This is a genomic window from Bordetella sputigena (genome assembly GCF_965137885.1).
GTDB classification, from domain to species: Bacteria; Pseudomonadota; Gammaproteobacteria; order Burkholderiales; family Burkholderiaceae_B; genus Bordetella_C; species Bordetella_C sputigena.
The window spans coordinates 57,574-82,485 of sequence record NZ_CBCSCA010000018.1 but is presented as its reverse complement, the minus strand read 5'-3'; the positions used below and the strand labels follow the sequence as shown (position 1 = coordinate 82,485).

The 24,912-nt window shown below is 64.3% G+C and carries 20 protein-coding genes, 1 other RNA gene and 1 pseudogene; 10 read left to right on the top strand and 12 right to left on the bottom strand.

All coding sequences use genetic code 11. The annotated features are described in order from the left end of the window. Position 1: 1 nt before the first annotated feature. From pheA to gyrA, 3 genes are read right to left on the bottom strand one after another with little or no spacing between them, the layout of a single operon-like run. On the bottom strand, positions 2-1,087 hold the full coding sequence (pheA, locus tag ACNA0R_RS25295) for a prephenate dehydratase (RefSeq protein WP_415828829.1): 1,086 nt from the start codon (positions 1,085-1,087) through the stop codon (positions 2-4). Then, positions 1,080-2,213 carry a 3-phosphoserine/phosphohydroxythreonine transaminase gene (gene serC, locus ACNA0R_RS25290; RefSeq protein ID WP_415828828.1) on the bottom strand — a complete coding sequence of 378 codons (1,134 nt, stop codon included), beginning with the start codon at positions 2,211-2,213 and terminating at the stop codon, positions 1,080-1,082. Before serC ends, pheA begins: the two co-directional genes overlap by 8 nt. Next, positions 2,210-4,867 carry a DNA gyrase subunit A gene (gene gyrA, locus ACNA0R_RS25285; protein WP_415828827.1) on the bottom strand — a complete coding sequence of 886 codons (2,658 nt, stop codon included), beginning with the start codon at positions 4,865-4,867 and terminating at the stop codon, positions 2,210-2,212. Before gyrA ends, serC begins: the two co-directional genes overlap by 4 nt. A 495-nt stretch (positions 4,868-5,362) precedes the next feature. Here gyrA and ompA point away from each other — a divergent pair, with 495 nt between their 5' ends. The 4 genes from ompA (at position 5,363) to ssrA (ending at position 8,047) form a co-directional block, all read left to right on the top strand. Next, positions 5,363-5,962 carry an outer membrane protein OmpA gene (gene ompA, locus ACNA0R_RS25280; RefSeq protein WP_415828826.1) on the top strand — a complete coding sequence of 200 codons (600 nt, stop codon included), beginning with the start codon at positions 5,363-5,365 and terminating at the stop codon, positions 5,960-5,962. A gap of 176 nt (positions 5,963-6,138) precedes the next feature. Then, positions 6,139-6,861 carry a bifunctional 2-polyprenyl-6-hydroxyphenol methylase/3-demethylubiquinol 3-O-methyltransferase UbiG gene (gene ubiG, locus ACNA0R_RS25275; protein WP_415828825.1) on the top strand — a complete coding sequence of 241 codons (723 nt, stop codon included), beginning with the start codon at positions 6,139-6,141 and terminating at the stop codon, positions 6,859-6,861. Beyond that, entirely contained in the window at positions 6,858-7,544 is a 687-nt protein-coding gene (locus ACNA0R_RS25270) for an HAD-IA family hydrolase (RefSeq protein ID WP_415828824.1), read from the top strand. The genes ubiG and ACNA0R_RS25270 overlap by 4 nt, the downstream gene beginning before the upstream one ends. A gap of 111 nt (positions 7,545-7,655) precedes the next feature. After that, positions 7,656-8,047, top strand: a transfer-messenger RNA (tmRNA) gene (ssrA, locus tag ACNA0R_RS25265). Positions 8,048-8,295: 248 nt separating this feature from the next. On the opposite strand, the gene ACNA0R_RS25260 is transcribed toward ssrA, so the two are convergent. The 8 genes from ACNA0R_RS25260 to ACNA0R_RS25225 form a co-directional block, all read right to left on the bottom strand. Further along, entirely contained in the window at positions 8,296-9,597 is a 1,302-nt protein-coding gene (locus ACNA0R_RS25260; protein WP_415828823.1) for an NAD(P)/FAD-dependent oxidoreductase, read from the bottom strand. A gap of 72 nt (positions 9,598-9,669) precedes the next feature. Further along, the gene (locus ACNA0R_RS25255; RefSeq protein ID WP_415828822.1) at positions 9,670-10,506 is read right to left on the bottom strand and encodes an ABC transporter permease; all 837 of its coding nucleotides are present in this window, start codon (positions 10,504-10,506) and stop codon (positions 9,670-9,672) included. Then, on the bottom strand, positions 10,503-11,390 hold the full coding sequence (locus ACNA0R_RS25250) for an ABC transporter permease (protein ID WP_415828821.1): 888 nt from the start codon (positions 11,388-11,390) through the stop codon (positions 10,503-10,505). The genes ACNA0R_RS25255 and ACNA0R_RS25250 overlap by 4 nt, the downstream gene beginning before the upstream one ends. 11 nt (positions 11,391-11,401) lie before the next feature. After that, complete coding sequence (locus ACNA0R_RS25245; RefSeq protein ID WP_415828820.1) at positions 11,402-12,472, bottom strand: ABC transporter ATP-binding protein; 1,071 nt, start codon at positions 12,470-12,472, stop codon at positions 11,402-11,404. A 55-nt stretch (positions 12,473-12,527) separates the two neighbouring features. Next, the gene (locus ACNA0R_RS25240; RefSeq protein WP_415828819.1) at positions 12,528-13,739 is read right to left on the bottom strand and encodes an oxidoreductase; all 1,212 of its coding nucleotides are present in this window, start codon (positions 13,737-13,739) and stop codon (positions 12,528-12,530) included. Between the two features lie 29 nt (positions 13,740-13,768). Continuing rightward, positions 13,769-15,775, bottom strand: coding sequence for a hydantoinase B/oxoprolinase family protein (locus ACNA0R_RS25235; RefSeq protein WP_415828818.1), 2,007 nt, complete (start codon positions 15,773-15,775; stop codon positions 13,769-13,771). Continuing rightward, positions 15,772-17,820: a hydantoinase/oxoprolinase family protein gene (locus ACNA0R_RS25230; protein ID WP_415828817.1), complete on the bottom strand. Its 2,049-nt coding sequence runs from the start codon at positions 17,818-17,820 to the stop codon at positions 15,772-15,774. Before ACNA0R_RS25230 ends, ACNA0R_RS25235 begins: the two co-directional genes overlap by 4 nt. 31 nt (positions 17,821-17,851) lie before the next feature. After that, positions 17,852-18,871, bottom strand: coding sequence for an extracellular solute-binding protein (locus tag ACNA0R_RS25225; RefSeq protein WP_415828816.1), 1,020 nt, complete (start codon positions 18,869-18,871; stop codon positions 17,852-17,854). Positions 18,872-19,150: 279 nt separating this feature from the next. On the opposite strand from ACNA0R_RS25225, the gene ACNA0R_RS25220 reads away from it, so the two are divergent. Then, entirely contained in the window at positions 19,151-19,792 is a 642-nt protein-coding gene (locus ACNA0R_RS25220) for a cupin domain-containing protein (RefSeq protein WP_415828815.1), read from the top strand. A gap of 95 nt (positions 19,793-19,887) precedes the next feature. Here the strand turns inward: ACNA0R_RS25220 and ACNA0R_RS25215 are convergent. Continuing rightward, positions 19,888-19,978: pseudogene (locus tag ACNA0R_RS25215) on the bottom strand (aquaporin); the annotation flags it as partial. A gap of 70 nt (positions 19,979-20,048) precedes the next feature. Here ACNA0R_RS25215 and ACNA0R_RS25210 point away from each other — a divergent pair. The 5 genes from ACNA0R_RS25210 (at position 20,049) to ACNA0R_RS25190 (ending at position 24,864) form a co-directional block, all read left to right on the top strand. Beyond that, positions 20,049-21,176, top strand: coding sequence for a 3-deoxy-7-phosphoheptulonate synthase (locus ACNA0R_RS25210; RefSeq protein WP_415828814.1), 1,128 nt, complete (start codon positions 20,049-20,051; stop codon positions 21,174-21,176). A gap of 149 nt (positions 21,177-21,325) precedes the next feature. Beyond that, positions 21,326-21,844 (top strand): DinB family protein, encoded by a 519-nt coding sequence (locus ACNA0R_RS25205; RefSeq protein WP_415828813.1) that lies wholly within the window; start codon positions 21,326-21,328, stop codon positions 21,842-21,844. Between the two features lie 316 nt (positions 21,845-22,160). After that, on the top strand, positions 22,161-22,442 hold the full coding sequence (locus tag ACNA0R_RS25200; protein WP_415828812.1) for a UxaA family hydrolase: 282 nt from the start codon (positions 22,161-22,163) through the stop codon (positions 22,440-22,442). Positions 22,443-22,483: 41 nt separating this feature from the next. Next, the gene (locus tag ACNA0R_RS25195) at positions 22,484-23,659 is read left to right on the top strand and encodes a UxaA family hydrolase (RefSeq protein WP_415828811.1); all 1,176 of its coding nucleotides are present in this window, start codon (positions 22,484-22,486) and stop codon (positions 23,657-23,659) included. Positions 23,660-23,844: 185 nt separating this feature from the next. After that, positions 23,845-24,864 (top strand): Bug family tripartite tricarboxylate transporter substrate binding protein, encoded by a 1,020-nt coding sequence (locus ACNA0R_RS25190; RefSeq protein ID WP_415828810.1) that lies wholly within the window; start codon positions 23,845-23,847, stop codon positions 24,862-24,864. Positions 24,865-24,912 lie beyond the last annotated feature (48 nt).

Genomic DNA, 24,912 nt, shown 5'->3' with positions numbered 1-24,912 from the left:
CTCATTGCGCGGGATAGGAACCGAGGAGTTTGAAAAAAGCCACTTGCGCGCGCAGCGCGTCGAAGGCCCGCGCGACGTGCGGATCCTGCGCGTGGCCAAGAACGTCCACGTAGAAATAGTATTCCCACTGGCCTGTACGGGCCGGACGCGATTCGAAGCGCGTCATGGACACTTTGTTTTCGGCGAGCGGCGCCAGCATTTCGTACACCGCGCCGGCCCGGTTGGGCACCGCCATGATCAGGCTGGTCTTGTCGTTGCCGGTGGGCTGCGAAGGGATCGAGCCCAGCGCCAGGAAACGCGTGCGGTTGTGCGGATCGTCCTGGATGCCGGCGGCGACGACCTGCAGCCCCCAGGTCGCGGCGGCGGATTCGCCGGCGATGGCGGCCACCGTGGGATCCTGCGCGGCCACGCGGGCCGCCTCGGCATTGCTGGACGCCGCGGCACGCGCCAATTCGGGATGATTGCGGCCCAGCCAGGCCTGGCACTGCGCCAGCGCCTGGGGATGCGCCATCACGGTCTTCACGCCATCCAGCGAACCGCCCAGCGACATCAGGCAATGGCGGATGACCAGGGAGCGTTCGCCCATCACCGTCAGCGACGTATTCAGCAGCAGATCCAGGGTGCGGTTGACGGCGCCTTCCGTGGAATTTTCCACCGGCACCATGCCGACGTCGGCCTGGCCCGCTTCCAGCGCGCGGAACACCTCGTCGAACGAAGGACATGGCAGGCGGTTGACCGCATGGCCGAAGTGATCCAGCGCCGCCTGTTCGGAATACGAGCCTTCCGGCCCCAGATAGGCCAGCGTCAGCCCGCGCTCCAGGCCGCGGCAGGCGGAGATGATTTCCGTCCAGACGGCCGCGATGGCTTCGCGCGGGATCGGACCGCCATTCAACTGCTGCAGGCGGCGGATGACTTCGGCTTCGCGGTCGGGCCGCAGCACCGGGCCATCGGCGTTTTCCGCATGCTTGACCGCGCCCACTTCCATGGCCGTACGGGCGCGCTGCGTCAGCAGATCGAGGATTTGCGCATCCAGGGCATCGATGCGTTCGCGCAGGGGCCGCAGCTTCTCGGCGAGGGAATCAGCCATGGCGTTGCTCGAAATCCTTCATGTACGACACCAGCGCCTGCACCGCTTCCAGCGGCACCGCGTTGTAGATGGACGCACGCATGCCGCCGACGCTCTTGTGCCCTTTCAGCTGCGTCAACCCGGCTGCGTCGGCGCCTTTCAGGAAGGCGTCGTTGAGCGATTCGTCGCTGAGGATGAAAGGCACGTTCATGCGCGAGCGCGCCGGCGCATGCACCGGGTTGCGGTAGAAGGCGCTGCTGTCCAGGTAGCCGTACAGCAGTTCGGCCTTGGCGATATTGGCGCGCTCCAGCGCCGATACCCCGCCCTGCGCCTTGATCCACTTGAATACCAGGCCGGCGATGTAGATGGCGAAGGTCGGCGGCGTATTGAAGCGCGAATGCTCGGGCGCGACGTTGGCGTAGTCGAAAGCGGCCGGGCAGACCGGCAGCGCGTGGCCGATCAGGTCGCGCCGCACCACAACCACCGTCACGCCGGCCGGGCCGGCGTTCTTCTGCGCGCCGGCGTAAACCATGCCGGTGCGGGAGACATCCAGCGGACGGGACAGGAAATGCGACGACGAGTCGACCACCAGGGGAACGTCGTCCACGCCCAGCTGGGCGGCGGTGGGCCAGTCGGTGAACTCGACCCCGCCTATGGTTTCGTTGCTGCAGAAGTGCAGGTAGGCCGCGTTCTTGCGCACCTTCCAGTCCTGCACGGGCGGCACCCAGGTCCACGGCTTCTGCTGCTTGCCGTCCAGTTCGGTTTCGCTGCCGCTGCTGGCCGCCACGGCCACGTCGCCGTACTTGGCCGCTTCTTTATGCGACTTGACGGACCATTGGCCGGTCAGCACGTAGTCGGCCGCCGCGGTACCGCGCCGGTTGATCAGGTTCATCGGCACGATGGCGTTCTCGGCCGTCGCGCCCCCCTGCATGAAGAGCACCGCATAGTCGTCCGAAATCGACATCAGCTCACGCAGGTCCTGCTCGGCTTCGTCGCAGATCTGCACGAAGTGCTTGCCGCGATGGCTCATTTCCATGACGGACATGCCGCTGCCGTGCCAATCGAGCATTTCTTCGGCCGCCTGCCGCAGCACGGGCTCGGGCAGGGCCGACGGCCCCGCCGAGAAATTCCAGGGACGCGCCATCATTCCTCCGTCGGCTCAGTCGCTTGCTCGCCGTCGGTCGAGTCGGCCGGCGGTTGGGTATCGTCGCTTTCTGCCTCGACATCGAGGTCGGCATCGCTTTCCACCACGCGGCGCACGCCGGACAGGCGGCTGCCGTCATCCACGCTGATCAGCGTGACGCCCTGCGTGGCCCGGCCCATCTCGCGGATTTCGGAGACGCGGGTGCGAACCAGCACGCCGCCCGTCGTGATCAGCATGATTTCGTGGTCGGGCTGCACCAGGACCGCGCCGACCACCTTGCCGTTGCGCGAGCTGGTCTGGATGGCGATCATGCCCTTGGTGCCACGGCCATGGCGCGTGTATTCGGTGATGGACGTGCGCTTGCCGAAGCCGTTCTCGGTGGCGGTCAGCACGCTCTGCTCTTCATCGCCCGCGACCAGCATGGCAATGACGTTCTGCCCATCTTCCAGCATCATGCCGCGCACGCCGCGCGCGTTGCGGCCCATGGGCCGCACGTCGTTTTCATCGAAGCGCACGGCCTTGCCGGCGTCGGAGAACAGCATGACGTCATGCTTGCCGTCGGTCAGGTCGGCGCCGATCAGGTAGTCGCCCTCGTCCAGGTCGACGGCGATGATGCCCGCCTTGCGCGGATTGGAGAAATCCGACAGCGGGGTTTTCTTGACCGTGCCGCGCGAAGTCGCCATGAACACGTAGTGATCGTCGCTGAACTCCTTGACCGGCAGCACCACGTTGACCTTTTCGCCGTCGGCCAGGGGGAACATATTGACGATGGGCTTGCCGCGCGAAGTGCGCGTGCCCTGCGGCACTTCCCAGACCTTGAGCCAGTACACCCGCCCACGATTGGAGAAGCAGAGCAGGAAGTCATGCGTGTTGGCGATGAAGAGCTGGTCGATCCAGTCGTCGTCCTTCATGGCCGTGGCCTGCTTGCCGCGCCCGCCGCGCTTCTGCGCACGGTATTCGGACAAGGGCTGGCTCTTGATATAGCCGCCATGCGACAGGGTGACGACCATGTCGGTCGGCGTGATCAGGTCTTCGGTATCGAGTTCGGTGGCGTTGAGTTCGACTTCCGAACGGCGCACGTCCTTGGCGGCGGTGGAGAATTCCGCCTTGATGGCCTGCAGTTCGTCGCCGATGATGACGGTAATACGCTCCGGCTTGGCGAGAATATCCAGCAGGTCGGCGATGGTGGCCATCACTTCCTTGTACTCGCCGACGATCTTGTCCTGCTCCAGGCCGGTCAGGCGCTGCAGGCGCATGTTCAGGATTTCCTGCGCCTGCGTATCGCTGAGCCGGTACAGGCCGTCCTGCTGCATGCCGTAGCTGGGCAGCAGGTCGTCGGGCCGATAGGCGGCGATGCCGCCGGGGGTGTCGCCTTCCGCGCGGGTCAGCATCTCGCGCACCAGGGACGAATCCCAGGAACGCGCCATCAGTTCCTGCCGCGCCACCGGCGGCGTCGGCGCCGCCTTGATGATGGCGATGAACTCGTCGATGTTGGCCAGCGCCACCGCCAGGCCTTCCAGCACGTGGCCGCGCTCGCGGGCCTTGCGCAGCTGGAACACCGTGCGGCGCGTCACCACTTCGCGGCGATGCTGCAGGAAGTACTCCACCATCTGCTTCAGGTTGAGCAGGCGGGGCTGGCCGTCGACCAGCGCCACCAGGTTCATCCCGAAGGTGTCCTGCAGCTGCGTATTTTTATAGAGGTTGTTCAGCACGACCTCTGGCACTTCACCGCGCTTGAGCTCGATGACCAGGCGCATGCCGTCCTTGTCCGACTCGTCGCGGATGTCGGAAATGCCCTCGATCTTCTTTTCGTTGACCAGTTCGGCGATGCGTTCTTGCAGGGTCTTCTTGTTGACCTGGAACGGAATCGCGTCGACCACGATGGCCTGGCGATTGCCCTTTTCCATGTCCTCGATGTGCGTCTTGGCGCGCATCACCACCCGGCCGCGGCCGGTACGGTAGCCTTCGCGCACCCCGGACAGGCCATAGATAATGCCGCCCGTGGGGAAGTCCGGCGCCGGAATCAGCTCGATCAGCTCATCGACGGTGCACTCGGGATTGCGCAGGCAGTACAGGCAGCCGTCGATGACTTCCTGCAAGTTGTGCGGCGGGATATTGGTGGCCATCCCCACCGCGATGCCCGAACTGCCGTTGACCAGCAGGTTGGGCAGCCGCGACGGTAACAGCAGAGGTTCCTTTTCGCTGCCGTCGTAATTGGGGCCGAAGTCGACGGTTTCCTGGTCGATGTCGGCCAGCAGCTCGTGGGCGATCTTGGCCAGGCGGATTTCGGTATAACGCATGGCGGCGGCGTTATCGCCGTCGATCGAACCGAAGTTGCCCTGGCCGTCCACCAGCATGTAGCGCAGGGAGAAATCCTGGGCCATCCGCACGATGGAATCGTAGACGGCCTGGTCGCCGTGGGGGTGGTACTTACCGATCACATCGCCGACGATACGGGCCGATTTCTTATAGGCCCGGTTCCAGTCGTTGTTCAGCTCGTGCATCGCGAACAGCACGCGCCGGTGCACCGGCTTGAGGCCATCCCGCACGTCTGGCAGGGCGCGCCCCACGATCACGCTCATGGCGTAATCGAGGTAGCTGCGACGCATCTCTTCTTCCAGCGATACCGGAAGCGTCTCCTTGGCGAAGGAATCCATATATATAAGTAAGTGGCGACTCGAGTGAAGCCGTGGCGACCCATGGCGACTTAGTGACCGACCCCATGACCGAACCCAGCGGCTGGCCTGCGGGCTGGAACCCTTCCGCGGCCGGGAGCGGCATGCCGCGCGGCATGCCCGCCGGGAAAACAGGAAATTCTATCATTCCGGGCACGCAAGGCCGGGGTGGAGACTTGCATCACACGCGGGCAGGCTTGGCCCGGCGCTTGCTCATCAGCCGGCTTCCCAGGGCCCACGCCCCCTGTTGCCAAAAACCAACATAGGGTGATGGCTCGGCGCTGAAATGCTCCAGTCCGGCATGAATGCGCGGGTCAGGGCACGACAAATGCCTTAAGATTGTTTCCAGCACGCAGGAAACCCAGTCGCAATCCTTTGAACCTATTCTTGGCGTTGCTATACTGGCCCCGTTTTCCTGATAGCGGCGGGGGTTCGCTGCGAGTCACTTATCCAGCTTCAAGCTCAACGAGGAGAAACATGAACAAACCCTCCAAATTCGCTCTGGCGCTCGCGTTTGCCGCCGTTACGGCCTCCGGTGCTGCCTCGGCCCAGACCGTCGACAACTGGCGCAACCCGTTCGGCAACGTGTGGAAAAACGGCACCAACGAATTGTGCTGGCGTGACGCGTTCTGGACTCCCGCCACTGGCATCCCCGGTTGTGATGGCGTGCCGGTCGCGCAGGCTGCTCCCAAGGCTCCGGCTCCCACGCCGATGGCCTCGAAGGTAGTCTTCAACGCCGATACGTTCTTCGACTTCGATAAGTCGAACCTGAAGCCGGAAGGCCGCCAACTGCTGGATCAAGTGGCTCAGCAAGCGCAGGGCATCAATCTGGAAACGATCATCGCCGTCGGCCACACCGACTCGATCGGCACCGAGAAGTACAACCTGGCGCTGTCGCAGCGTCGTGCTGCTTCGGTCAAGTCGTATCTGGTGAGCAAGGGCGTCCCCGCCGACCGTATCTATACGGAAGGCAAGGGCGAATCGCAGCCCATCGCGACGAACAAGACCGCCGAAGGCCGCGCCAAGAACCGCCGCGTGGAGATCGAAATCGTCGGTACCCGCCGCGCCGGTCAGTAATCGCGCCGGAAGCTACAATGAAAGGCCTCGCGCAAGCGAGGCCTTTTTTTTTTGTCGCCGGGCCGCCCCAAGGCGAAAAGCCCCCTAGGGGGCGGCAAGCCGGTTTACCGGCGCAGCGTTGGGGGCATTTTCGCCCGCTAATATATAGACGCCAGAAACTCCAAGCCTTTGCTCCCATGACCCTGACCCCCTCCTCTGCCCCGCCCGCCAATGCCGACCAGGCCGAGCTGGACAAATTCAGCGCGCTCGCGGCCCGCTGGTGGGATCCGGACAGCGAGTTCAAGCCGCTGCACGCCATCAACCCGCTGCGCCTGGAGTGGATCCGGCAGACGGCGGGCAGCCTGGCGGGCAAGCGCATCCTGGACGTCGGCTGCGGAGGCGGGATTCTTTCGGAAAGCATGGCCGCCGAGGGGGCCGAGGTCACCGGCATCGATCTGGCGGAAAAATCGCTCAAGGTCGCGCGGCTGCACGGCCTGGAGTCCGGCGTGAAGGTGGAATACCGGGCTGTCGCGGTAGAGCAGTTGGCTCAGGAACAGCCCGGGCGGTATGACATCGTCACGTGCATGGAGATGTTGGAGCACGTGCCGGACCCCGCCTCGGTGGTGCGCGCCTGCGCCGGGCTGGTGAAGCCGGGCGGCTGGGTGTTCTTTTCCACGCTGAATCGCAATCCCAAGTCTTTCCTGTTCGCCATCATCGGGGCGGAATATCTGCTGCGCCTTTTGCCGCGCGGCACGCACAGCTATGAAAGCTTCCTCAAGCCCAGCGAACTGGCCGCGGCGGCGCGCATGGCGCAGTTGCAGCCGGTAAAGATCACCGGCATGACGTATAACCCGCTGACGCAGGTTTATGCGCTTTCGGGGGATGCGTCGGTGAACTACCTGATGGCGACCCGCAAATGAGCGCCTTGATCCTGTTCGACTTCGACGGCACGCTGGCCGACACCGCGCCGGACCTGGCGGCCGCCGCCAATAAGCAGCGCCTGCGGCGCGGCCTGGAGCCCATGCCGTATGAGCTGCTGCGCCCGGTGGCCTCGCAGGGCGCGCGCGGGCTGTTGCGCGTGGCGCTGGGCATGATGCCCGACCATCCCGAGTTCGAGGAAACGCGGGCGCAGTTCCTGTCCGACTATGCCGCCAGCTCTACCGTGCACACCCGCCTGTTTCCGGGCATCCAGGACTTGCTCGCCGATATCCGGCGCAGAGGCCATGCCTGGGGCATCGTGACCAACAAGGTGACCCACCTGACGTTGCCTATCGTGGAATTCCTGGGCTTGATGGATGAGGCGGCGGCGCTGGTCTGCGGCGATACGGTGCCACGCTCCAAGCCCTATCCCGATCCCTTGCTGCACGCCGCGCGCGAAGCGGGATACGACCCCAGCCGCTGCGTCTACGTCGGCGACGACCTGCGCGACGTCCAGGCTGCCCATGCGGCGGGCATGCCGGCGGTGGCGGCAGGCTATGGCTATCTGGGCGGCGACCACGACATCACGCTGTGGGAAGCGGATGCGCTGGCCACCAGCCCCGAAGCGCTATGGGAAGCGATCGAGCGGGTGCTGCCGGCGCGGACGAATAGCCTGCCCTCTTGAAATCGGGCGATGCGCCCCGATATTCGTTGAAGATCACGCTGCGCTCAGCCATATGCTTGCAGGCGCGCGGACCGCGGCGGGATCGCAATGAGAGTACAATGAAAGACAACTGGGGCCGATCCGGATTCGACGTGGGTCGCGAAACAGTGCAGGGCATGCCGAGCACCAGTCAGCTCGTAAATCCACTGGAACACTACAAACGCCAACGACGCGTTCTTCGCTCGTCAAGCCAACGCTTAATGAGCCGCTGCACTAACTTGTCTTTGGGTTAGGCGGGGGAAGGTAAAACTTCCCAGGGGGCAACCCCGAACCGCGGCAGTGTCATCGAACAAAGAATCGGTGTGGACTGGGGTCTGACGGTTCACACTTAAATCACATGACTCGCTTCGGGCCGGCCTGTCGGTTGGCTAAGTCCGGGGTTAAAACCAAATAGATCGACTACGCATGTAGAACTGCCTGCAGAGGGCTTGCGGACGGGGGTTCAATTCCCCCCGGCTCCACCAGATTAGACAGCATCAGCCAGTGACAGACAGGGCGGACGGGTGATACCGGACCGCCCTTTTCTGTCCATAGCGGTCCAGCGTTTCACACGGAATTCATACGGAATTCGCACGGAATTCGCACGAGAATCGCGCGGGGGATTTGGACGATGTGCAGCCACTACACCGCCCTGGAAAAAACCGAGCCGGTGGAGCGCTATTCTTTTGGATCAAAGAATTAGCGGACCGGCGCCACCGGCTCGCGGCGTGCCTCAGCGATCAGCCATGCCCGGCCGGCGCTGGAGCTTGCGCCTGTCGGTCAATTCCATCTTGGCGTACAACAGAGGCATGAACCACGCCTTCCCGCGGAAGAAAGGCACTGCCTTGGGTGGGCGGAAATCGAAGGGCGTCGTTCCGGCCGCCTGGTCGCCCAGCACTTGCCGGGCGGCCTTCAATCCCAGCCATCGGGCCCACACCACGCCGGAGCCACAGAATCCCGTGGCGTATACGCGGCCGTCCTGGCGGAACAGCCTTGGGACCATGTCGCGGTGCATGGCAACGTATCCATGCCAACTGTGCGACAGGGGCACGCCCGCAAGTTCAGGAAAGATGCGCGCGAGCTCCTCGCGCAGATGTTCGGTGGGCCAGGCGGCCTCCCCTTCCACCGTGCCATCCCGCCCGCCGAACAGGATCCGGCTACCGTCGGGAGAAGGACGGTAGTAGTAACTGAGCTCGCGACTGTCGCTGTACATCATGCGGGCCGCCATCAAGCGCTCCATGACCTCGCGCGGCAGAGTTTCGGTCGCGATGATGCGGCTGCGGATGGGAACGATGCGCCGGCGCAACCATGGGTCGAAGCCGTCCGTGTAGCCATTGGTGCAGACGATCAGGTGGCCCGCCTTGACGATGCCGCGGTCCGTGACGATGTCGAAGGCGCCCCCGCGATGGGCAATGCCGCGGACGGGGGTGCCGTCCTGCACCGACGCGCCCGCGGCCAATGCCACGCGCAACATGCCCGCATGCAGCTTGGCGGGGTGCAGGCCACCGATATCCATCCGTACGCTGCCGCCGGCATAGAAGTCCGTGCCGATATAGCGGTGCTGCTCGGCCCGCGGCACGGCGTAGGCCTCGATGCCCAGATCGCGCGACAATTGCTCCGCGTCGCGGGCGCCGGCGTCGTACTCCGCGGGACTCAGGGCGCCATTGAAGCGGCCGACCAGATGGTAGTCGCAGTCTATGCCTTCATCCTCGATGAATCGGCGCAGGTCGTCGCGGGCGGCCTTGCCCTCGGCCTGGATGGCGATTGCCCGCTCCATGCCAAAGTTGCGGACCAGCTGTGCATGCGATGGCCGTATGTTGCCGCTGGTAATGCCACCGTTGCGCGTGGACGCGCCTTCACCGGCGCGCTGGCGATCGAGCACCAGCACCGTGCGGCCGCCGCGCGCCAGGGTGATGGCGGCCGACAGGCCGGCATAACCGGCGCCGATGATGGCCGCATCTACCTGCGGCGGCAATTCCTGGCGCGGCATCGTCCGCAGCGGCGCTGCCTCCCACCAGTATGGATCAGGCTTCATGCGCTCATTCCTCGGGGCTGATAAGGGGTGGGCGCGATGGCATCGCAGCCAGGCGCCGGGCGGCCGCGCGCATCACGCCGCCGTCAACTTGTCTATGCCATACAAAGCATTCACCACCAGCAGCGAAAACAGCGCGATCAGCATCTGGATGGTGGATATGGCGGCGATCGATGGGTCGAACTGGTTCTGCATATAGCTCAGCATGACGACCGGCAGGGTGTTCGTGTCCGAGCTTCCGAAGAAAAAAGACAGCGGCAGGTTGTCCAGCGAAATCAGCACGGCAAACATCGCGCCTGCGAAGATGCCCGGGTTGATGGCCGGCAGCGTCACGTACAAGAACGTGTTCCAGCGCGATGCTCCCAGGACCGATGCGGCTTCTTCGGTGTCCGGAGGCACGGCGCGGTACACCGCCAGCACCGTTCGCGCCAGGTAAGGAATCGAGACGACCGTATGCGTGATGAGCAGCGAAACGAACGACACTCCCAGGCCGATGGCCGACAGCAGATATAGCAGGGAGAATCCAAGCACGATGGCGGGCACGGAAAGCGGCGACAGCAGGAACACCGATACCCAGTTCGCGGCCTTGGTCTGCGAACGTGCCGCCCACAATGCAGCGGGCACGCCCAGCAGAATACTAAGCAAGGCCGAGCCCAGCGCGATCTGGATGCTTACCTTGAGCGACTGCATGAAGGGTGCGTAATCGAAAACGTGCCGATACCACCGCAGGCTGAACCCCTGGATGGGAAAGGCAATGTAGTTCACGCTGGAGAACGATGCGTAGACCACTACCAGAATCGGCATGAACAGAAAAACCATGAAGATGCACGCATAGATGCCGAAGGCCGTGGTGGCGGCACTCAGGCGCTTGCGGCGGCGCGGCGCCTCGGAAGACCGTTCCATGGAAGTCATTCTTTGACTCCTTTCCTGCGCACATAACGCAGCTGAATGTACAGGGCCACGACCGAGCAGAGCAGCAGGATATTGCCCATGGCGGCCGCGAACGCTACGTCCTGGGTGAGCGTGAATTGCTGGTAGATCAGCAGCGACAGGGTCACGACCTTGCCGCTTCCCAGCAGGAGCTGCGTCAGGAAGCTGCCATTGGTAAGGACGAAGACCAGGATGCAGCCGGTCGCGATGCCATCCAGGCTAAGCGGCAGCGTGACGCGCAGGAAGGCCTGCAAGGGGCTGGCGCCGAGGATGCGCGCCGACTCTTCCAGCCGCGCATCCAGTCCTTTCAGTACCGCCGCGATGGACAACACCATGAAAGGTACGAGCACGTGCACGAGGCCTACATAAACCATCACTTCCGAATCCAGGATGCGCAACGGCCTCTCGATGGCGCCGAGTTCGACGAGCCAGTTGTTTATGAGGCCCTTGCGCGCGAAGAGCACCGTCCAGCCGAACGTTCGCATGATGATGGACGTCAGCAGGGGCGCGATCAGGCAGAACACGATGACCGGATTCCACCGGCCCGCGTGTCGAACCATGAAGTACGCGACGGGGTAGCCGAGTATCAGGCATGCCAGCGTGGTGATGATGGCAACCTTGAAGGTATTGAGCACGACGCCGAGGTAGTATCCGTCGGTCAGCAGCTTGGCATAGTTCGCGAAGGTAAAGCCGTCGGCGCCGGAGAAGCTGCGCATGACGCTGGCCAGCAGCGGGACGATGAAGAATCCTGCAAGAAATAGCAGCACGGGCAAAGCCCAGGCCGGGCCCAGGCGTCCCGCCTCGGGCAGTTTGCGGCGGCGGCGGCCGCGCGGGGCCTCGGAGAGCGCGGATTGACTGCTCATCATGCTTTCTGCGCCTATGCCGACAGGACGATGGAATACGCGGGATCGAAGCGTACGCCCAGCGAGCCCCCCGCCGGGACGCTGATGGGCGTCGCTTCGTAGACGTACACGGGCCGCTCCACACCCGCGACCTGCAGTTCGTAGGCGTAATAGCTGCCGCGAAATACCACGCCGCGCATCCGGGCCGGGATGCCCCCGCCAGCAGGGTCGATGCGCAGCCGCTCGGGCCGCAAGGCGATCCGCGCGGACTGCCCGTCCCTGAGGCCGTCGCGATCGGCGATGTCCAGCACGGCGGCCGAGTCGGCGATGCGCACCGATAACAGGCCGTTGCCGTTGCGGCCCGCGACCGTTACCGGAAAGATGTTTGCCGTGCCCAGGAACTCCGAGACGAATTCAGTGCGGGGACGCTCGTAGATGTCGATGGGCGTGCCTACCTGCACGATGCGACCTGTCGACATCACCGCGATGCGGTCGCTCATGGTCAGGGCTTCTTCCTGATCATGCGTAACGATGATCGCCGTGATGCCGAGCTTTTTCTGTATCTCGCGCAACTCGAACTGCATGCTTTCGCGCAGGCTCTTGTCGAGCGCGCCGAGTGGCTCATCGAGCAGCAGAACGGCAGGGTCCGTCACCAGCGAACGGGCCAGCGCCACGCGCTGTTGCTGGCCGCCGGACAACTGGTGGATACCGCGGTCGGCCATCTTTTCCAGTCTGACCATGCGAAGCATGTCCATGACGCGCCCGCCGATCTCGGGCGCCAGCCGCTTGCGCATCTTCAGGCCGAAGGCGACGTTCTCCGCCACCGTCATATGCGGGAACAGGCTGTAGTTCTGGAACACCATGCCCAGACCGCGCTTGTGCGTCGGAACGTCGGTTACGTCGCGGTCGCCGATATGGACGCTGCCGGTATCGGGAGAAGAAAAGCCGGCAATTATCCGCAAGGTAGTGGTCTTGCCGCAACCGGATGGGCCGAGCAAGGCCATCATCTCTCCCGGCTGGACTTCCAGGGACAGGGGAGACAAAGCCTGGACGGATCCGAAGCTCTTGCTGATCCGGTCTAGCCGTAGAGGAAGAGAGTGCCGCATGGTTCCTCGCTCAAATACTGGAAAGACAGGGCCGGCCGACGGGCAGGCCCGGCATTCACTGGCCGCCCGCGGGCGCCTCGTGCGCGCCTTCGATGCCGATGCGTTCGCGCAATTCCAGCCACCAGCCGTAGGATGGCGGCCATAGATTCCAGTCCGGGTCGGCGCCCAGCGCCTGCGCCGCGTGCAATCCCCAATGCGGGTCCATCAGGAACTCGCGCGCGACCGCGATGAGGTCGGCCTGGCCGGCCTGCAGGATGGCTTCGGCCTGCGGTCCATCCAGGATGACGCCGACAGCCATCGTCGGCACGCCGGTCTCGCGGCGTATCGCCTCCGCATGAGGCACCTGGAAGCCGCGGGTAAGCTTGCGGCGCCGCTTGGCGTAATCCATCAGCGAATTCTCGGCACGGATGCCGCCGGAGGAGCAGTCGATCAGGTCCACCCCTCGCTCGTGCAACGCGCGGGCAAGGACGAAGCTGTCCTCAATGGTCCAGCCATCGCTGCGCGTATCGAGATCCTTGCGCCAGTCCACGCAGGAGATGCGAAAGAAGATGGGCTTGCCGGCCGGCCAATTGCGGCGCAGCTCCTCGGCGATTTCCAGCACGATGCGCATACGGCCCTGGCGGTCGCCGCCGTATTCATCCTGCCGCAGATTGGCCACTGGCGACAGGAATGAATGCAGCAGATAGCCATGGGCGGCATGGATGTCGATGACGTCGAAGCCGGCCGCGTCGGCGCGCCGCGCGGCGGCGCCATACGCCCGCACCAGCGTGTTGATCTCCGCTACCGTCAGACCGCGCGGCCGATGCCAATGGTCCAGCGTCTTGCCCTCGCAGGAGCTCACAGGCTGCCAGGCGGGTTCGCCGCGCGCCGCCTCGCGTTCGCCCAAGGGGCCGAGACCTTCCCATGGGCGCTGGCGCGCCGATTTCGGACCGGCATGATGCAGCTGTGCGGCCGCCAGGACGCCCTGCGCATGCAGGAAATCCACGAGCCGCTTTTGCCCGGGAATGTGGTCGTCGGACCAGATGCCGAGGTCGCCGTAGGTGTTGCGGCCGACGGGATCGACGATCAGGCCCTCGGTCATGACCGTGCCGGCGCCGCCCACCGCGTACTTCGCCAAATGCTGGAAGTGCCAGTCATTGGCCATGCCGTCCGGCCTTGCCTTGTACATCTGCATCGGCGCCACGACGATGCGGTTGGGAAAGATGACGTCGCGCAGCCTGAACGGGCTGAACAGCAGGGTTTGGCGCGCGGGGGATTTCTCGTTCATGAAGATTCTCTCGGCACCGGGGCGATCCGCTACGCGGCCTCGCGCCGGGGAGCGGGAAGCTCCGGGAAGCGGGCGGCGATGGTGGCGTAAGCGTCGTGGACGTCGCTGCCGTCGTCCGCGCCCACCGGGGGCCGGTCGCCGATGGCCTTGAAGATCTGATGCTTGATGAAATAGCGCCACGACACAGGCAACCCGGCCAGGATGCCGGTCAGCGCGGCGTAGCGCGCGGCGGTCCACACGTTCTCGTAGGCCACGCGCGCCGCGCCATGGCCAAATAGCGGGTCGCCATTTTGCGCCTTGCGCTTCATCGAGGCGCGCAACGACTCCGTCGCGGCTTCGTCCACCGCCCGGCCCGCGATGACCACGCCATAGTCCTCATGGGCCCGCTCGACGGATACGAATCCGCGCAGGACATCCTGCAGCACCAGCGCGGGGGCACGCAGCAGTGGATCTCCATAGCCGCCGGCGCCCGGCCCCTGGATCAGGATGACGTCGCCGGGCTCGCACGGCACGACGTCGGTGGATCCGAGCTCGATCGCGCCGGGCGTGCCGGGGTTGCGCACGAAGCGGGATGCGCGGCCCGACTTGCCGCCGGCCAGGCCCCAGGCGGAGAAGCGGGAACGGTCGCGATTGCGCGCCGTCACCATGGACTGCGGTGCAAACAGCTGGAACTCCATCTCCAGGCCGGAGCCGCCGCGGTACAGGCCCGCGCCACCCGAATCGGGCACCAGCCCGTAGCGCCGGATGCGGATGGGCACTTCCGCCTCATTGACCTCTACCGGCGTATTCTTCAGGTAAGACATATTGGCGCCGCAAGCTTCGGCGCCGTCGTTCTTCGGCCCGCCGCCGGCGCCACCGCCGACCGGGCCGATGGACGCCATGATCGGGCGCCCGTCCCGCGTGGAGGTCTTCACGTTCATGATGGACAGGCCGCTGCCGGGCGAGGCCGGCATGCGGTCCGGCGCAACGCGGCAGAAGGCGCCGATGGTCGCGACCTGGGACAGATTGCACATCAGGCTGCGCATACCCACCGCGGCGGGCTTGATGGCATTCATGACGGTGCCTTCGGGCAGGATGGCACGCACGCCCCGCACGAGACCGGAATTCAGCATCACGGTAGGGTCCAGGCAATACAGGCTGTAGACCACGCCGACCATGACCAGACTATGCCGCTCGTTGCCCCCGGTCGGCATGTTGAGCGAGGAGACGAGCTGGGGGTCGCTGCCGGTGTAGTCGACGACCAGACTATCGCCCTGGATCTTCAGGGTCACGCAAACGCGCACCGGGTATCCCCCTGCCTGATCCTCATCCGCATAATCGGCGAATGTGTATTCGCCGTCGGGAAGATCGCGGATGATCGCCCGCCCCTGGGCTTCGGCATAGTCCAGGAGCTGCACCAGGCCGGAACGGAACACGTCCTTGCCGAAGCGCTCGATGATTTCATGGACCTTGCGTTCGCCGACGTTGACACAGGCGATCTGCGCGTTAAGGTCGCCCCAGTTCTGCTCCGGCAGGCGCACATTGGTCTCGATGAAGCGCAGCAGGTCGTCATTCAGTTTCCCGTCGCGCATGAGGCGGGTGGGCGGGATGCGGATGCCCTCCTGGTAAGCGTCGGTAAGGCTGCGCGACAACGAAGCCGGCACCGCGCCGCCCACGTCGGTGTTGTGCACATGGTTTCCGACAAAGCACATCAGCTCGCCCTCCCAGAACACCGGCTTCCACATGTGGAGGTCGGGCGCGTGCGTGGCGACGAAGCCCGCATACGGGTCGGACGTGACGCAGATGTCTCCTTCCCGATAGTCGAAGAGCTTGATGACGCCGCTGTAGTCCAGGCCGGTGTACCAGGTGGCGCCGAATGTTTTGGGCGACGCGACCGTCAAGCCTTCCGGCGTCAGTACCTGGCAGGAGAAGTCCTCGGTTTCCTTCACGAAGGTGGAGTATGCCGTGCGCATCAGGGTCCAACCCATGCTTTCGGCGGCGGCGGCGCAGTAGTTCGCCAGCACGCGCAGGGTCATGCTGCTGTTTTCGATGCTCATTGCCCGCTCCCATCGGTAATGCGCAGGTTGGCGAATTCGTCCACATCGACGCGGCTTCCGGGCGGGACGATGGTTGTGCAATCCTCCTGGCTGACGATGGCGGGGCCCGTGAAGCGCTGGCCGGGACGCAGGTCGCTTCGCCAGTACTGGGCGGTTTCGCGCAACGCGCCGTCCAGATACACGGGTATGGTTCCCTTGCTGACCGGATGGCCTCCTTGCAGGGGCAGGCGCGGGAATTCCGGCTTGACGGTCTTGCCGCTGACGATCAGGCGGATGCTGATGAGCTGCACCGCCGCTCCGGTGTCCGCATGACCATAGAGCCGCTCATGCTCGCGGTGGAAGGCGGCGACGATGGCGTCCATGTCACCCTGGCTTGCCGCGCGCGCGTCCAGCTTCGTATCGATCTCGAAGCTCTGCCCGCGATAGCGCATTTCCGCGGAATACACGAGATCGTGTTCGCCCCTGTAGCCCTGGCCGTCGCGCAGCCAGGCCAGGGCGCGCTGCTCCAGTCGCGCGAATTCGTCGACGATGCGAGGCCCCGCGGCGGGGGTCGCATCGACATATACGGTGGTAAGAAAGTCGTTCTTAACGTCGGCGATCAGGCCGCCCAGCGCCGACAGTACGCCCGGCGTGGTCGGCACGACGACTTCCTTCACGCGCAACGCGCGGGCGAGGAAGCAGGCCATCATCGGACCCGCGCCGCCAAAGGCCAGCATCGAGAAGTCACGCGGGTCGATGCCGAAGCGGGACACCAGCGCGGACGTGTCCGTATACATGCCTGAGATCGCGATATCGATAATGGCTTGCGCTGTCGCCTCGATGGTGCTGCCGAGCTTCCCGGCGAGTTCGCCCACCGCACGGCGCGACGCCTCCACATCCACCTTCACGGCGTTGTAGCCCAGATTCGAGTGGCCAATGGCGCCGATGGCGACAAAGGCGTCCGTGATAGTCGCGCGCGTGCCGCCGCGGCCGTAGCAGGCCGGGCCGGGAGTCGATCCGGCGCTTTCGGGACCCACACGCAGGACGTTCTGCCGGTCCACCCACGCAATAGAACCGCCGCCCTCGCCGATGGAGCTTACGGATACGGACGGGATGTATATCTGGAATTCGCCGATCAATTCGCCTACGCCGTACTGCGGCTCGCCATCGAGAATGACGGCTACGTCGGCGCTGGTACCGCCGATGTCCAGGCTCATGCAGCGATCTATGCCGGCCACCTTGGCGACATACGCCGCGCCGATCACGCCGGAGGCGGTACCCGACAGGATCATCTGCACGCATTCCTGCTTGCCCTGCTCGGCGGTCATGACGCCGCCATTCGATTTGGTCAGGCGCGGCTCTCCCTTCACGCCGGCATCGGCCAGCGCATTCTGCAGCGACGTCAGGTAGTGCGCGACCCGCGGCTGCACGTAGGCGCCGATCACGGTGGTGATGGTGCGTTCGTACTCGCGGATAATGGGCCACGTCTCGCTGGAGCAGAACACCGGCAGCCCCGGAGCGCGATCCTGCACGACTTTCTTGACCAGCAACTCATGGGCGGGGTTTCGATAAGCATGGAGCAGCGCGATGACGATGCCCTCGGCGCCCGCTTCACGGGCCGCGGCCACGGCGGCTGCCACGGCGCTCTCTTCCAGCGGTTCGAGTTCCTCGCCTGAAGCGTCCATGCGTCCCGGAATGCCGAATACCATGTCGCGGGTAATGAGCGGTTCCGGCCGCTTCGACAGCAGGTTGTACATGTCCGGGATCTTCAGCCGCCCCACCTCGAGGACATCGACGAATCCCTCCGTGGCGAACAAGGCCAGTTTCAGTCCCTTGCGCTGGATGACCGTATTGATGCCTACCGTGGTTCCGTGCGTGAAATAGGAAATGTCATGCGGCTTGATCCCATGGCGCTCTTCGGCCAGTTGGATGCCCGTCATGACTTCCGCGCCTGGCTGGTCCGGCCGGGAAAACGTCTTCAGGCTCTTCAGGGTTTGTGTTTCTTCATCAAACAACGCGAAGTCCGTGAACGAGCCGCCGATATCGACCCCTATCCGGTATGCCATCTTGAAGCTTCCTTTGGTTGCTTGACGGGCCTCAACGGCCGATCTGCTTGTTCCAGGCGTCGATCCACTGGTTCTGGCGCTTGCCGATCTCTTTGAAAGGCGGGATCACGATCTGGTCAAACTTGGTGATCTCGTGCTCGACCTTCGGGTCGAAACGCGCGTCCTTGTTCGCGACGCCATAACGGATCGAACTCGCGAAACAACCCTGGGATTCCTTGCTCAACGACACATTGGCGAACTGCAGCGCGAGGGGGCTGGCATTTTTCACGACCTGGATCCAGGTGATCCCCGTCACCGCCCCATCGGAAGGCACGACATAGCCATACTGCGGGTTGCCCTCATCGATAAAGGCCCAGGCCCGGCCGTCCCAGTACTGCGCGATGTCGACCTCGCCCGTCTTCAGGGCATTCAGGACCTGGTTGGGGTCGGTATAGAACTCCGCGCCGGCATCCTTCATCTGCTTGTACAGCTTCAGTCCGGGCTCGACGTTGTCGAGGCCGCCGCCATTCAGGCGCGCAACGTTCCAGAGGCCGAAGCTCAGCGTGCCGGGGTAATTGATGGAAGCGAGCGAGGCCACCCATTTTTTCTCCAGGGTGCCCTTGATAAAATCCGCCATCGATTTGGGCGGTTCCTTCACGGTCTGCTTGTTGTAAATAAAGCCCATGCCGCCGTAGTTGTGCGCCACGCCGTAGCCGCCGCCGATATCGGCGAATTGCGGCTGGAGATGCGCGATGTTGGGCACCGTATCGGGCGTGAGCTTTTGCGCGAGACCGCGGTCGACCACGTCGAAAGCGTTATCGGAAGGCATGTAGATCACGTCCAGCGGCGGCTTGTTGGGGCTGGCGGCAATCTGGTTCACCCATTGCACCGGCGCGCCCAGCACCACGTCGACGGTTTTGCCGGTCGCCTTCTGGAAAGGCTCGATCACGCACTGGCGTAAGCTCTTTTCCCATTGGCCGCCGAAAGCGCCCACAGTAAGATCGGCGGCCGCGGCCGCGCCTGAAATCGAGGCCAGCAAAGCGACCGCGAGGATGTTCCCGCTTGACTTCATGAGCTACCCCTTGCGTGTATATCGCTCGTTTGCGAGCGTTTGATATATTGAAATTAGTTGGGCAAAATTCACTGAGAAATGAAAATAGCAGGAAGGCAGGCAAACATATCGTGCTTCAGCGCCCCGCCGCGCCCGGCTGCCTCTCCAGCTTAAGCAACCCTTTGATATTGTGATAAATTTTACTTAGTCTCGTGTATTGCGCCGGCTTGGAAAACATCCTAAGCCAATCCAATTCGGACTAAAATTAGGGTTTTCACTGAAAATTTCAATGAAAATATTATGGAAGTTCGCATAACGGGTTCCACGACCGAGGCTCGCGGCGAGCCTGGCGATGCGCCGGCGTCCGGCGCACAAGGCGTAGGCGAGATTCTGCGGCGCTTGCGTATCGAGAAGGGCTGGACGTTGAAGCGGCTGGCCCAGGACTCCGGCGTGTCGGTGGGCATGATCAGCCAGATCGAGCGCGACATGGCCAATCCATCCGTGCGCGTGCTGACCGCGATCCGGCGTTCGCTCGGCGCGCCGCTGGAGGCGGTCTTCCGGGATGTAGCGCCCCCTCATGTAGACGATCCCGCCGAGCCGGATTTCGTGCGCCGGGCCAATGAGCGGCCGATCCTCGAACTCGGCACGCTGCGCAAGGAGCTGCTGACATCCAGCGGGCACCACAACCTGCAGATGATGGTCCTGCACATCGATCCGGGCGGCCATTCAGGCAAGACCGCGCTCAGCTACCCGGCGGAAAAGGGCGGCATGGTGCTGTCCGGCGAGTTGCTCCTGACGGTGGCCGGCAAGACGGCCCGCCTGCGCGAAGGCGACAGCTTCGTGTTCGACAGCGCGTTGGAGCACAGCTTCAGCAATCCCACGGACCGCATGGCCCGCGTGATGTGGATCATCAGCGCGGTGCAGCTGGACCGGCACCTTTGACGCACCGGCGCCGGCGTCGAACTGCCCGTGCCGCGGATGCCGGCATGAACGACGGTGAGCCACGCGCGGTGGCCCGTTCTTCCTCTGCCGGAGATGCCGGTGCCGCGGGCGGGGTTAACGGGATGCGTTCGTGACGGGGATGCTGATGAGGTGGATTATCGTCAGGCACAGGCCGATGGCCCGCGGCCAGCGCCTTCGGCGCACCCTGACGCGCCTGGCGACAGTGCAATAATTACGCTATCGCCTGGAGATAGCCTTGACCCGCCTGGATGACCCCCTACACGACCGTGAAGTCGGCAGCGCCGATTCCACCCTGGATACCACCCGCATCGACGATGTGCGCATCGGCGCGGTCCGGCCGCTGATATCTCCCGCCCTGCTGCTGGATGAACTGCCGGTTTCGCCGGCCATACAGGATCTGGTGGAACGCACTCGCGCTTCCATCGCCGACGTGCTGCATGCCCAGGATGATCGCCTGGTCGTTGTCGTGGGGCCCTGTTCCATCCATGACCACGATCAGGCGATGGACTACGCGCGGCTGCTGAAGACCGCCGCCGACGAACTGAGCGACGATCTGCTTATCGTCATGCGCGTGTATTTCGAAAAACCGCGCACGACGGTCGGCTGGAAGGGCTACATCAACGATCCGCGCCTGGATGGCAGCTATCGCATCAATGAAGGCCTGCGCCGCGCGCGCGAGCTGCTGCTGGATATTGCCGGCCTGGGACTGCCCACCGGAACGGAATTCCTGGACCTGCTGAGCCCGCAGTTCATCGCCGACCTGATCGCCTGGGGCGCCATCGGCGCGCGCACGACGGAAAGCCAAAGCCATCGCCAATTGTCCTCCGGCCTGAGCTGCCCCTTGGGCTTCAAGAACGGGACGGATGGCGGCGTACAGATCGCCGCCGACGCTATCGTGGCGGCACGCGCCAGCCATGCGTTCATGGGCATGACCAAAATGGGCATGGCGGCGATCTTCGAAACGCGCGGCAATGACGATACGCACGTGATCCTGCGCGGCGGCAAACAGGGAACCAATTACGACGCGGCCAGTATCGACGCCTGCTGCCAGATCCTGAAAAAAGCCGGCTTGCGCGAGCAGGTCATGGTGGATTGCTCTCACGCGAATTCGAACAAATCGCACAGCCGGCAGGTGGATGTGGCGCGCGACGTCGGCGGACAGATCGCCGCGGGCGACCGCCGCATCGTCGGCGTCATGATTGAAAGCCATCTGGAAGAAGGCCGCCAGGACCTGAAGCCCGGCGTGCCGCTGCGGCGCGGCGTTTCCATTACGGACGCCTGCCTGGGCTGGGGACAGACCGAACCGGTATTGCGCCAGTTGGCGCAATCGGTGCGGCAGCGCCGCGGCGCTGCCGCGCGCTGATCGCGGCGCCGCATCAGGTGACGGAGCGGCCGCGCGCGGGATCGCGGTCGCGGCGTCGCGCGGCGCATCCCGCCATGCCGCGCTGACAGTTTCCGTACAGCTACACCGGCGTATGCTGCCCGGCATCGGAACCCCGCCAGGAAACCGCCATGCTGACTCCCGCATCCGCCCGCATGCTCGCCGACTACAAACGGTGGGCCAATCGCGAAACCTTCGCCATCGTGATGGCGCTGCCGCCCGAGGAAATCTACAAGGACCGGGTGTCGCTGTTCAAGAACTTCGCCCGTTCGCTGAACCACACCTATGTGGTCGACGTGATCTGGCAGGCGCATATCGAAGGCCGGGACCACGGTATACCCGCTCTCAATGCGGTGACGCATCCGGGGATCGAAGACCTGTGGAAGGCGCAGCAGGAACTCGACGAGTGGTACATCGCCTGGGCGGCGACGCAGACGGACGACTCCTTGTCGCAGGAAAAAGAGTTCTCCTTGATAGGCGGAAATACGGGTCGCATGTCGCGCGGCGAAATGCTGATGCACGTGGTGAACCACAACAGCTATCACCGGGGTTTCGTGGCGGACCTGCTGACGCAGATGTCGGCGCCGCGCCCCAGCGTGGACCTGCCGGTCTACAAGCGCAAGCTGGCCGAGGGCGCCATACGCCCATAGCCGCCCCGGGACTGGAGCCCGGGCCGCGCCGGCGCGGCGCGGCGTAGTCCAGGAGCAAACGCGACCGGCACGGCGGCGCCGTGCGCCTGTCGCCGCCAGGAATAGACCCGAGCCACCGGACCGCCAGGTCCGGTTTTCATTCGGACGGACCTCCCGCGCGCGATCGAGCCACCCTCGATCCACCCAATTCAAGCCACCCAATTCATATATATGATTTGGTTGACATGCATGAAATTCGAAAATAAGATCATTGCCACGATCAACAGCGAGCGCGCAGCAGGATGCATCCGACCGCGCCGCCACCAGGAGGAGACTCATGATTCATGCCGTATTGCATGACGCCAAGGACACGGTAGCCGTGGCCGTGGTGGAAGGAATCACCGCGGGCACGGACCTGAATGCCTGGATCATGGATGAAGACAAGGTCATCCAGGTCAAGGCCCGGCAGGACATTCCCATCGGGCACAAGGTCGCGATGAAGGACATGAAGACGGGCGATACGGTCTTCAAGTACGGCGTCGACATCGGCAAGGTCGTGGCCGACATCCAGGCGGGCCAGCACGCGCACGTGCACAACATCAAGACCAAGCGCTGGTAAGAAGCCCCCGCCCCTATTCACGCCTGCCCAAGGACACACACATGGCTGTCATTTCCGCATCCACCACCTTCCGCGGCTATCGCCGCGACAACGGCCGCGTCGGCGTACGCAATCACGTGATCGTGCTGCCCGTGGACGACATATCCAACGCCGCCGCCGAGGCGGTGGCGAACAACATCAAGGGCACGATGGCCCTGCCCCACCCCTATGGCCGCCTGCAATTCGGCGAAGACCTGGAACTGCACTTTCGCACGCTGATCGGCACCGGCTGTAATCCCAATGTCGCCGCCGTCGTGGTCATCGGCATCGAGGAAGGCTGGACCAAGCGCGTCGTCGATGCGATCGCCAAGACAGGCAAGCCGGTGGCCGGCTTTTCCATCGAACTGCACGGCGACCATGACACCATCATGCGCGCCTCCAAGGCCGCCAAGGAATTCGTGCATTACGCGACATCGCTGCAGCGCACGGAATGCCCCATCAGCGATCTGTGGGTATCGACCAAATGCGGGGAGTCCGACACGACCTCCGGCTGCGGCGCCAATCCCACCGTGGGCAATGCCTTCGACAAGCTGTATCCGCTGGGAACCACGCTGGTATTCGGCGAGACGTCCGAGCTGACCGGCGGCGAACATATCGTGGCCGAGCGCTGTGCGAACGACAAGGTACGCGAACGCTTCATGTTCATGTTCGACCGCTACCAGGCCATGATCGATCGCTGGAAGACCAGCGACCTTTCCGAATCGCAGCCGACCAAGGGCAATATCGCCGGGGGACTGACGACCATCGAAGAAAAGGCCATGGGCAACATCCAGAAGATCGGCAAGAAATGCCGCGTCGACGGCGTGCTGGACAAGGCGGAAATACCCGATCACGCCGGCCTGTGGTTCATGGATTCTTCGTCCGCCGCGGCGGAGATGGTGACCTTGTGCGCGGCGTCGGGATACGCCGTCCACTTCTTCCCCACCGGACAGGGCAATGTGATCGGCAATCCCATACTGCCCGTCATCAAGATCTGCGCCAATCCGCGCACGGTGCGCACCATGTCAGAACACATCGACGTGGATACCTGCGGCCTGCTGCAACGCGAGATGGACCTGGACCAGGCCGGCGACAAGCTGCTGGAATGCATGATGGCCACCATCAACGGCCGCTGGACCGCGGCGGAAGCGCTGGGCCACCGCGAATTCGTGCTGACGCGGCTGTTCGAAAGCGCTTGAGGTCGGCCCAGCCGCCCCGCTCCGGGTGGCTGGGACGAACGCGGACGAGGTTCCAGTTCGGTACAGCAGTCCCTGCCGCCGGTGCGCAGCCACCGGCATTCCCGGCGCACCGGCCCGCAGATGGCCGGGCGCCAAGGCGCCACTCGCCGCGCAGGCGGGCGGCGCTCCCTACCGGAGGAGACATCATGAAACGCATATCCACGGATCTGCCGCTTTCGGCTGGCCGCCGCAGCACGCTCGGCGTGCTGGGCGCCGCCGGCCTGACGATGCTTGCGCCTATCTCCAAGGCGCTGGCGCAAGGCGACAAATGGCCTTCCAAGCCCATCAACTACGTGGTGCCCTTTCCACCCGGCGGCCTGACGGACGTGGCGGCGCGGCAGGTCGCCAAGGCGGTTTCGGCCGCGGAAGGCTGGAACGTGGTGGTGGAGAACAAGCCGGGCGGCAGCGCCAATATCGGCGCCGCCTTCGTTGCCCGCGCCGAGCCCGACGGCTGTACCTGGCTGGCAATGACCATGTCGCATGCCGCCAACGCGACCCTGTTCAAGGGCAAGACGGGATACGACCTGATGACGGACCTGGTGCCGGTCGCGGGGGTCGCATCGTCGCCCATGATGATCGTGGTCAATCCCAAGAGCGACATCAAGACGCTGGCCGACCTGACGAAAGCCGCCAAGGCGAAGCCGGGTTCGCTGTCGGCCGGCTCCAGCGGCAACGGCACGCCTCCGCACCTGACGCTGGCGTTGTACCAGCAGTTGACCGGCACCAGGCTGCTGCATGTGCCGTACAAGGGCGGCGCGCCTTCGCTGACGGACCTGATCGGCGGCCAGCTGGACGTCATCTTTTCCAACTATCCCGAATCGCTGGCGTACGTAAAAGGCGGCCAGCTGCGGGCCCTGGCGGTATCGACGAAGGAACGCAGCGCCGACTTGCCCAATGTGCCCACCGTGGCGGAGGCCGGACTGCCGGAGCTGATCGTCGAGAACTTCACCGGCGTGATGGTGCCCGCGCATACGGACCCCAAGCTGGTGGAACGCCTGGGCAAGGCGATCGAGAAACAGGTACGGCAGCCGGACATGCAGAAGACGCTGACCCAGCTGGGCTTCATTCCGCGGCCGCGCGGACCGGAAGAATTCAAACAATACCTGGCGGGCGAAGTCGCGCGCTGGGCCAAGACGATACAGGAAGCGAACATCCAGGTTGGATAATGGCCATCACGCGGTTGCCGGCGCATGGACGCCGGCGTTTCTTCCATC

Bases quoted from the DNA above. Each gene is read 5' to 3' on its own strand.
- pheA (WP_415828829.1), bottom strand. From the start codon at position 1,087: ATGGCTGATTCCCTCGCCGAGAAGCTGCGGCCCCTGCGCGAACGCATC.
- serC (WP_415828828.1), bottom strand. From the start codon at position 2,213: ATGATGGCGCGTCCCTGGAATTTCTCGGCGGGGCCGTCGGCCCTGCCC.
- gyrA (WP_415828827.1), bottom strand. From the start codon at position 4,867: ATGGATTCCTTCGCCAAGGAGACGCTTCCGGTATCGCTGGAAGAAGAG.
- ompA (WP_415828826.1), top strand. From the start codon at position 5,363: ATGAACAAACCCTCCAAATTCGCTCTGGCGCTCGCGTTTGCCGCCGTT.
- ubiG (WP_415828825.1), top strand. From the start codon at position 6,139: ATGACCCTGACCCCCTCCTCTGCCCCGCCCGCCAATGCCGACCAGGCC.
- ACNA0R_RS25270 (WP_415828824.1), top strand. From the start codon at position 6,858: ATGAGCGCCTTGATCCTGTTCGACTTCGACGGCACGCTGGCCGACACC.
- ACNA0R_RS25260 (WP_415828823.1), bottom strand. From the start codon at position 9,597: ATGAAGCCTGATCCATACTGGTGGGAGGCAGCGCCGCTGCGGACGATG.
- ACNA0R_RS25255 (WP_415828822.1), bottom strand. From the start codon at position 10,506: ATGACTTCCATGGAACGGTCTTCCGAGGCGCCGCGCCGCCGCAAGCGC.
- ACNA0R_RS25250 (WP_415828821.1), bottom strand. From the start codon at position 11,390: ATGATGAGCAGTCAATCCGCGCTCTCCGAGGCCCCGCGCGGCCGCCGC.
- ACNA0R_RS25245 (WP_415828820.1), bottom strand. From the start codon at position 12,472: ATGCGGCACTCTCTTCCTCTACGGCTAGACCGGATCAGCAAGAGCTTC.
- ACNA0R_RS25240 (WP_415828819.1), bottom strand. From the start codon at position 13,739: ATGAACGAGAAATCCCCCGCGCGCCAAACCCTGCTGTTCAGCCCGTTC.
- ACNA0R_RS25235 (WP_415828818.1), bottom strand. From the start codon at position 15,775: ATGAGCATCGAAAACAGCAGCATGACCCTGCGCGTGCTGGCGAACTAC.
- ACNA0R_RS25230 (WP_415828817.1), bottom strand. From the start codon at position 17,820: ATGGCATACCGGATAGGGGTCGATATCGGCGGCTCGTTCACGGACTTC.
- ACNA0R_RS25225 (WP_415828816.1), bottom strand. From the start codon at position 18,871: ATGAAGTCAAGCGGGAACATCCTCGCGGTCGCTTTGCTGGCCTCGATT.
- ACNA0R_RS25220 (WP_415828815.1), top strand. From the start codon at position 19,151: ATGGAAGTTCGCATAACGGGTTCCACGACCGAGGCTCGCGGCGAGCCT.
- ACNA0R_RS25205 (WP_415828813.1), top strand. From the start codon at position 21,326: ATGCTGACTCCCGCATCCGCCCGCATGCTCGCCGACTACAAACGGTGG.
- ACNA0R_RS25200 (WP_415828812.1), top strand. From the start codon at position 22,161: ATGATTCATGCCGTATTGCATGACGCCAAGGACACGGTAGCCGTGGCC.
- ACNA0R_RS25195 (WP_415828811.1), top strand. From the start codon at position 22,484: ATGGCTGTCATTTCCGCATCCACCACCTTCCGCGGCTATCGCCGCGAC.
- ACNA0R_RS25190 (WP_415828810.1), top strand. From the start codon at position 23,845: ATGAAACGCATATCCACGGATCTGCCGCTTTCGGCTGGCCGCCGCAGC.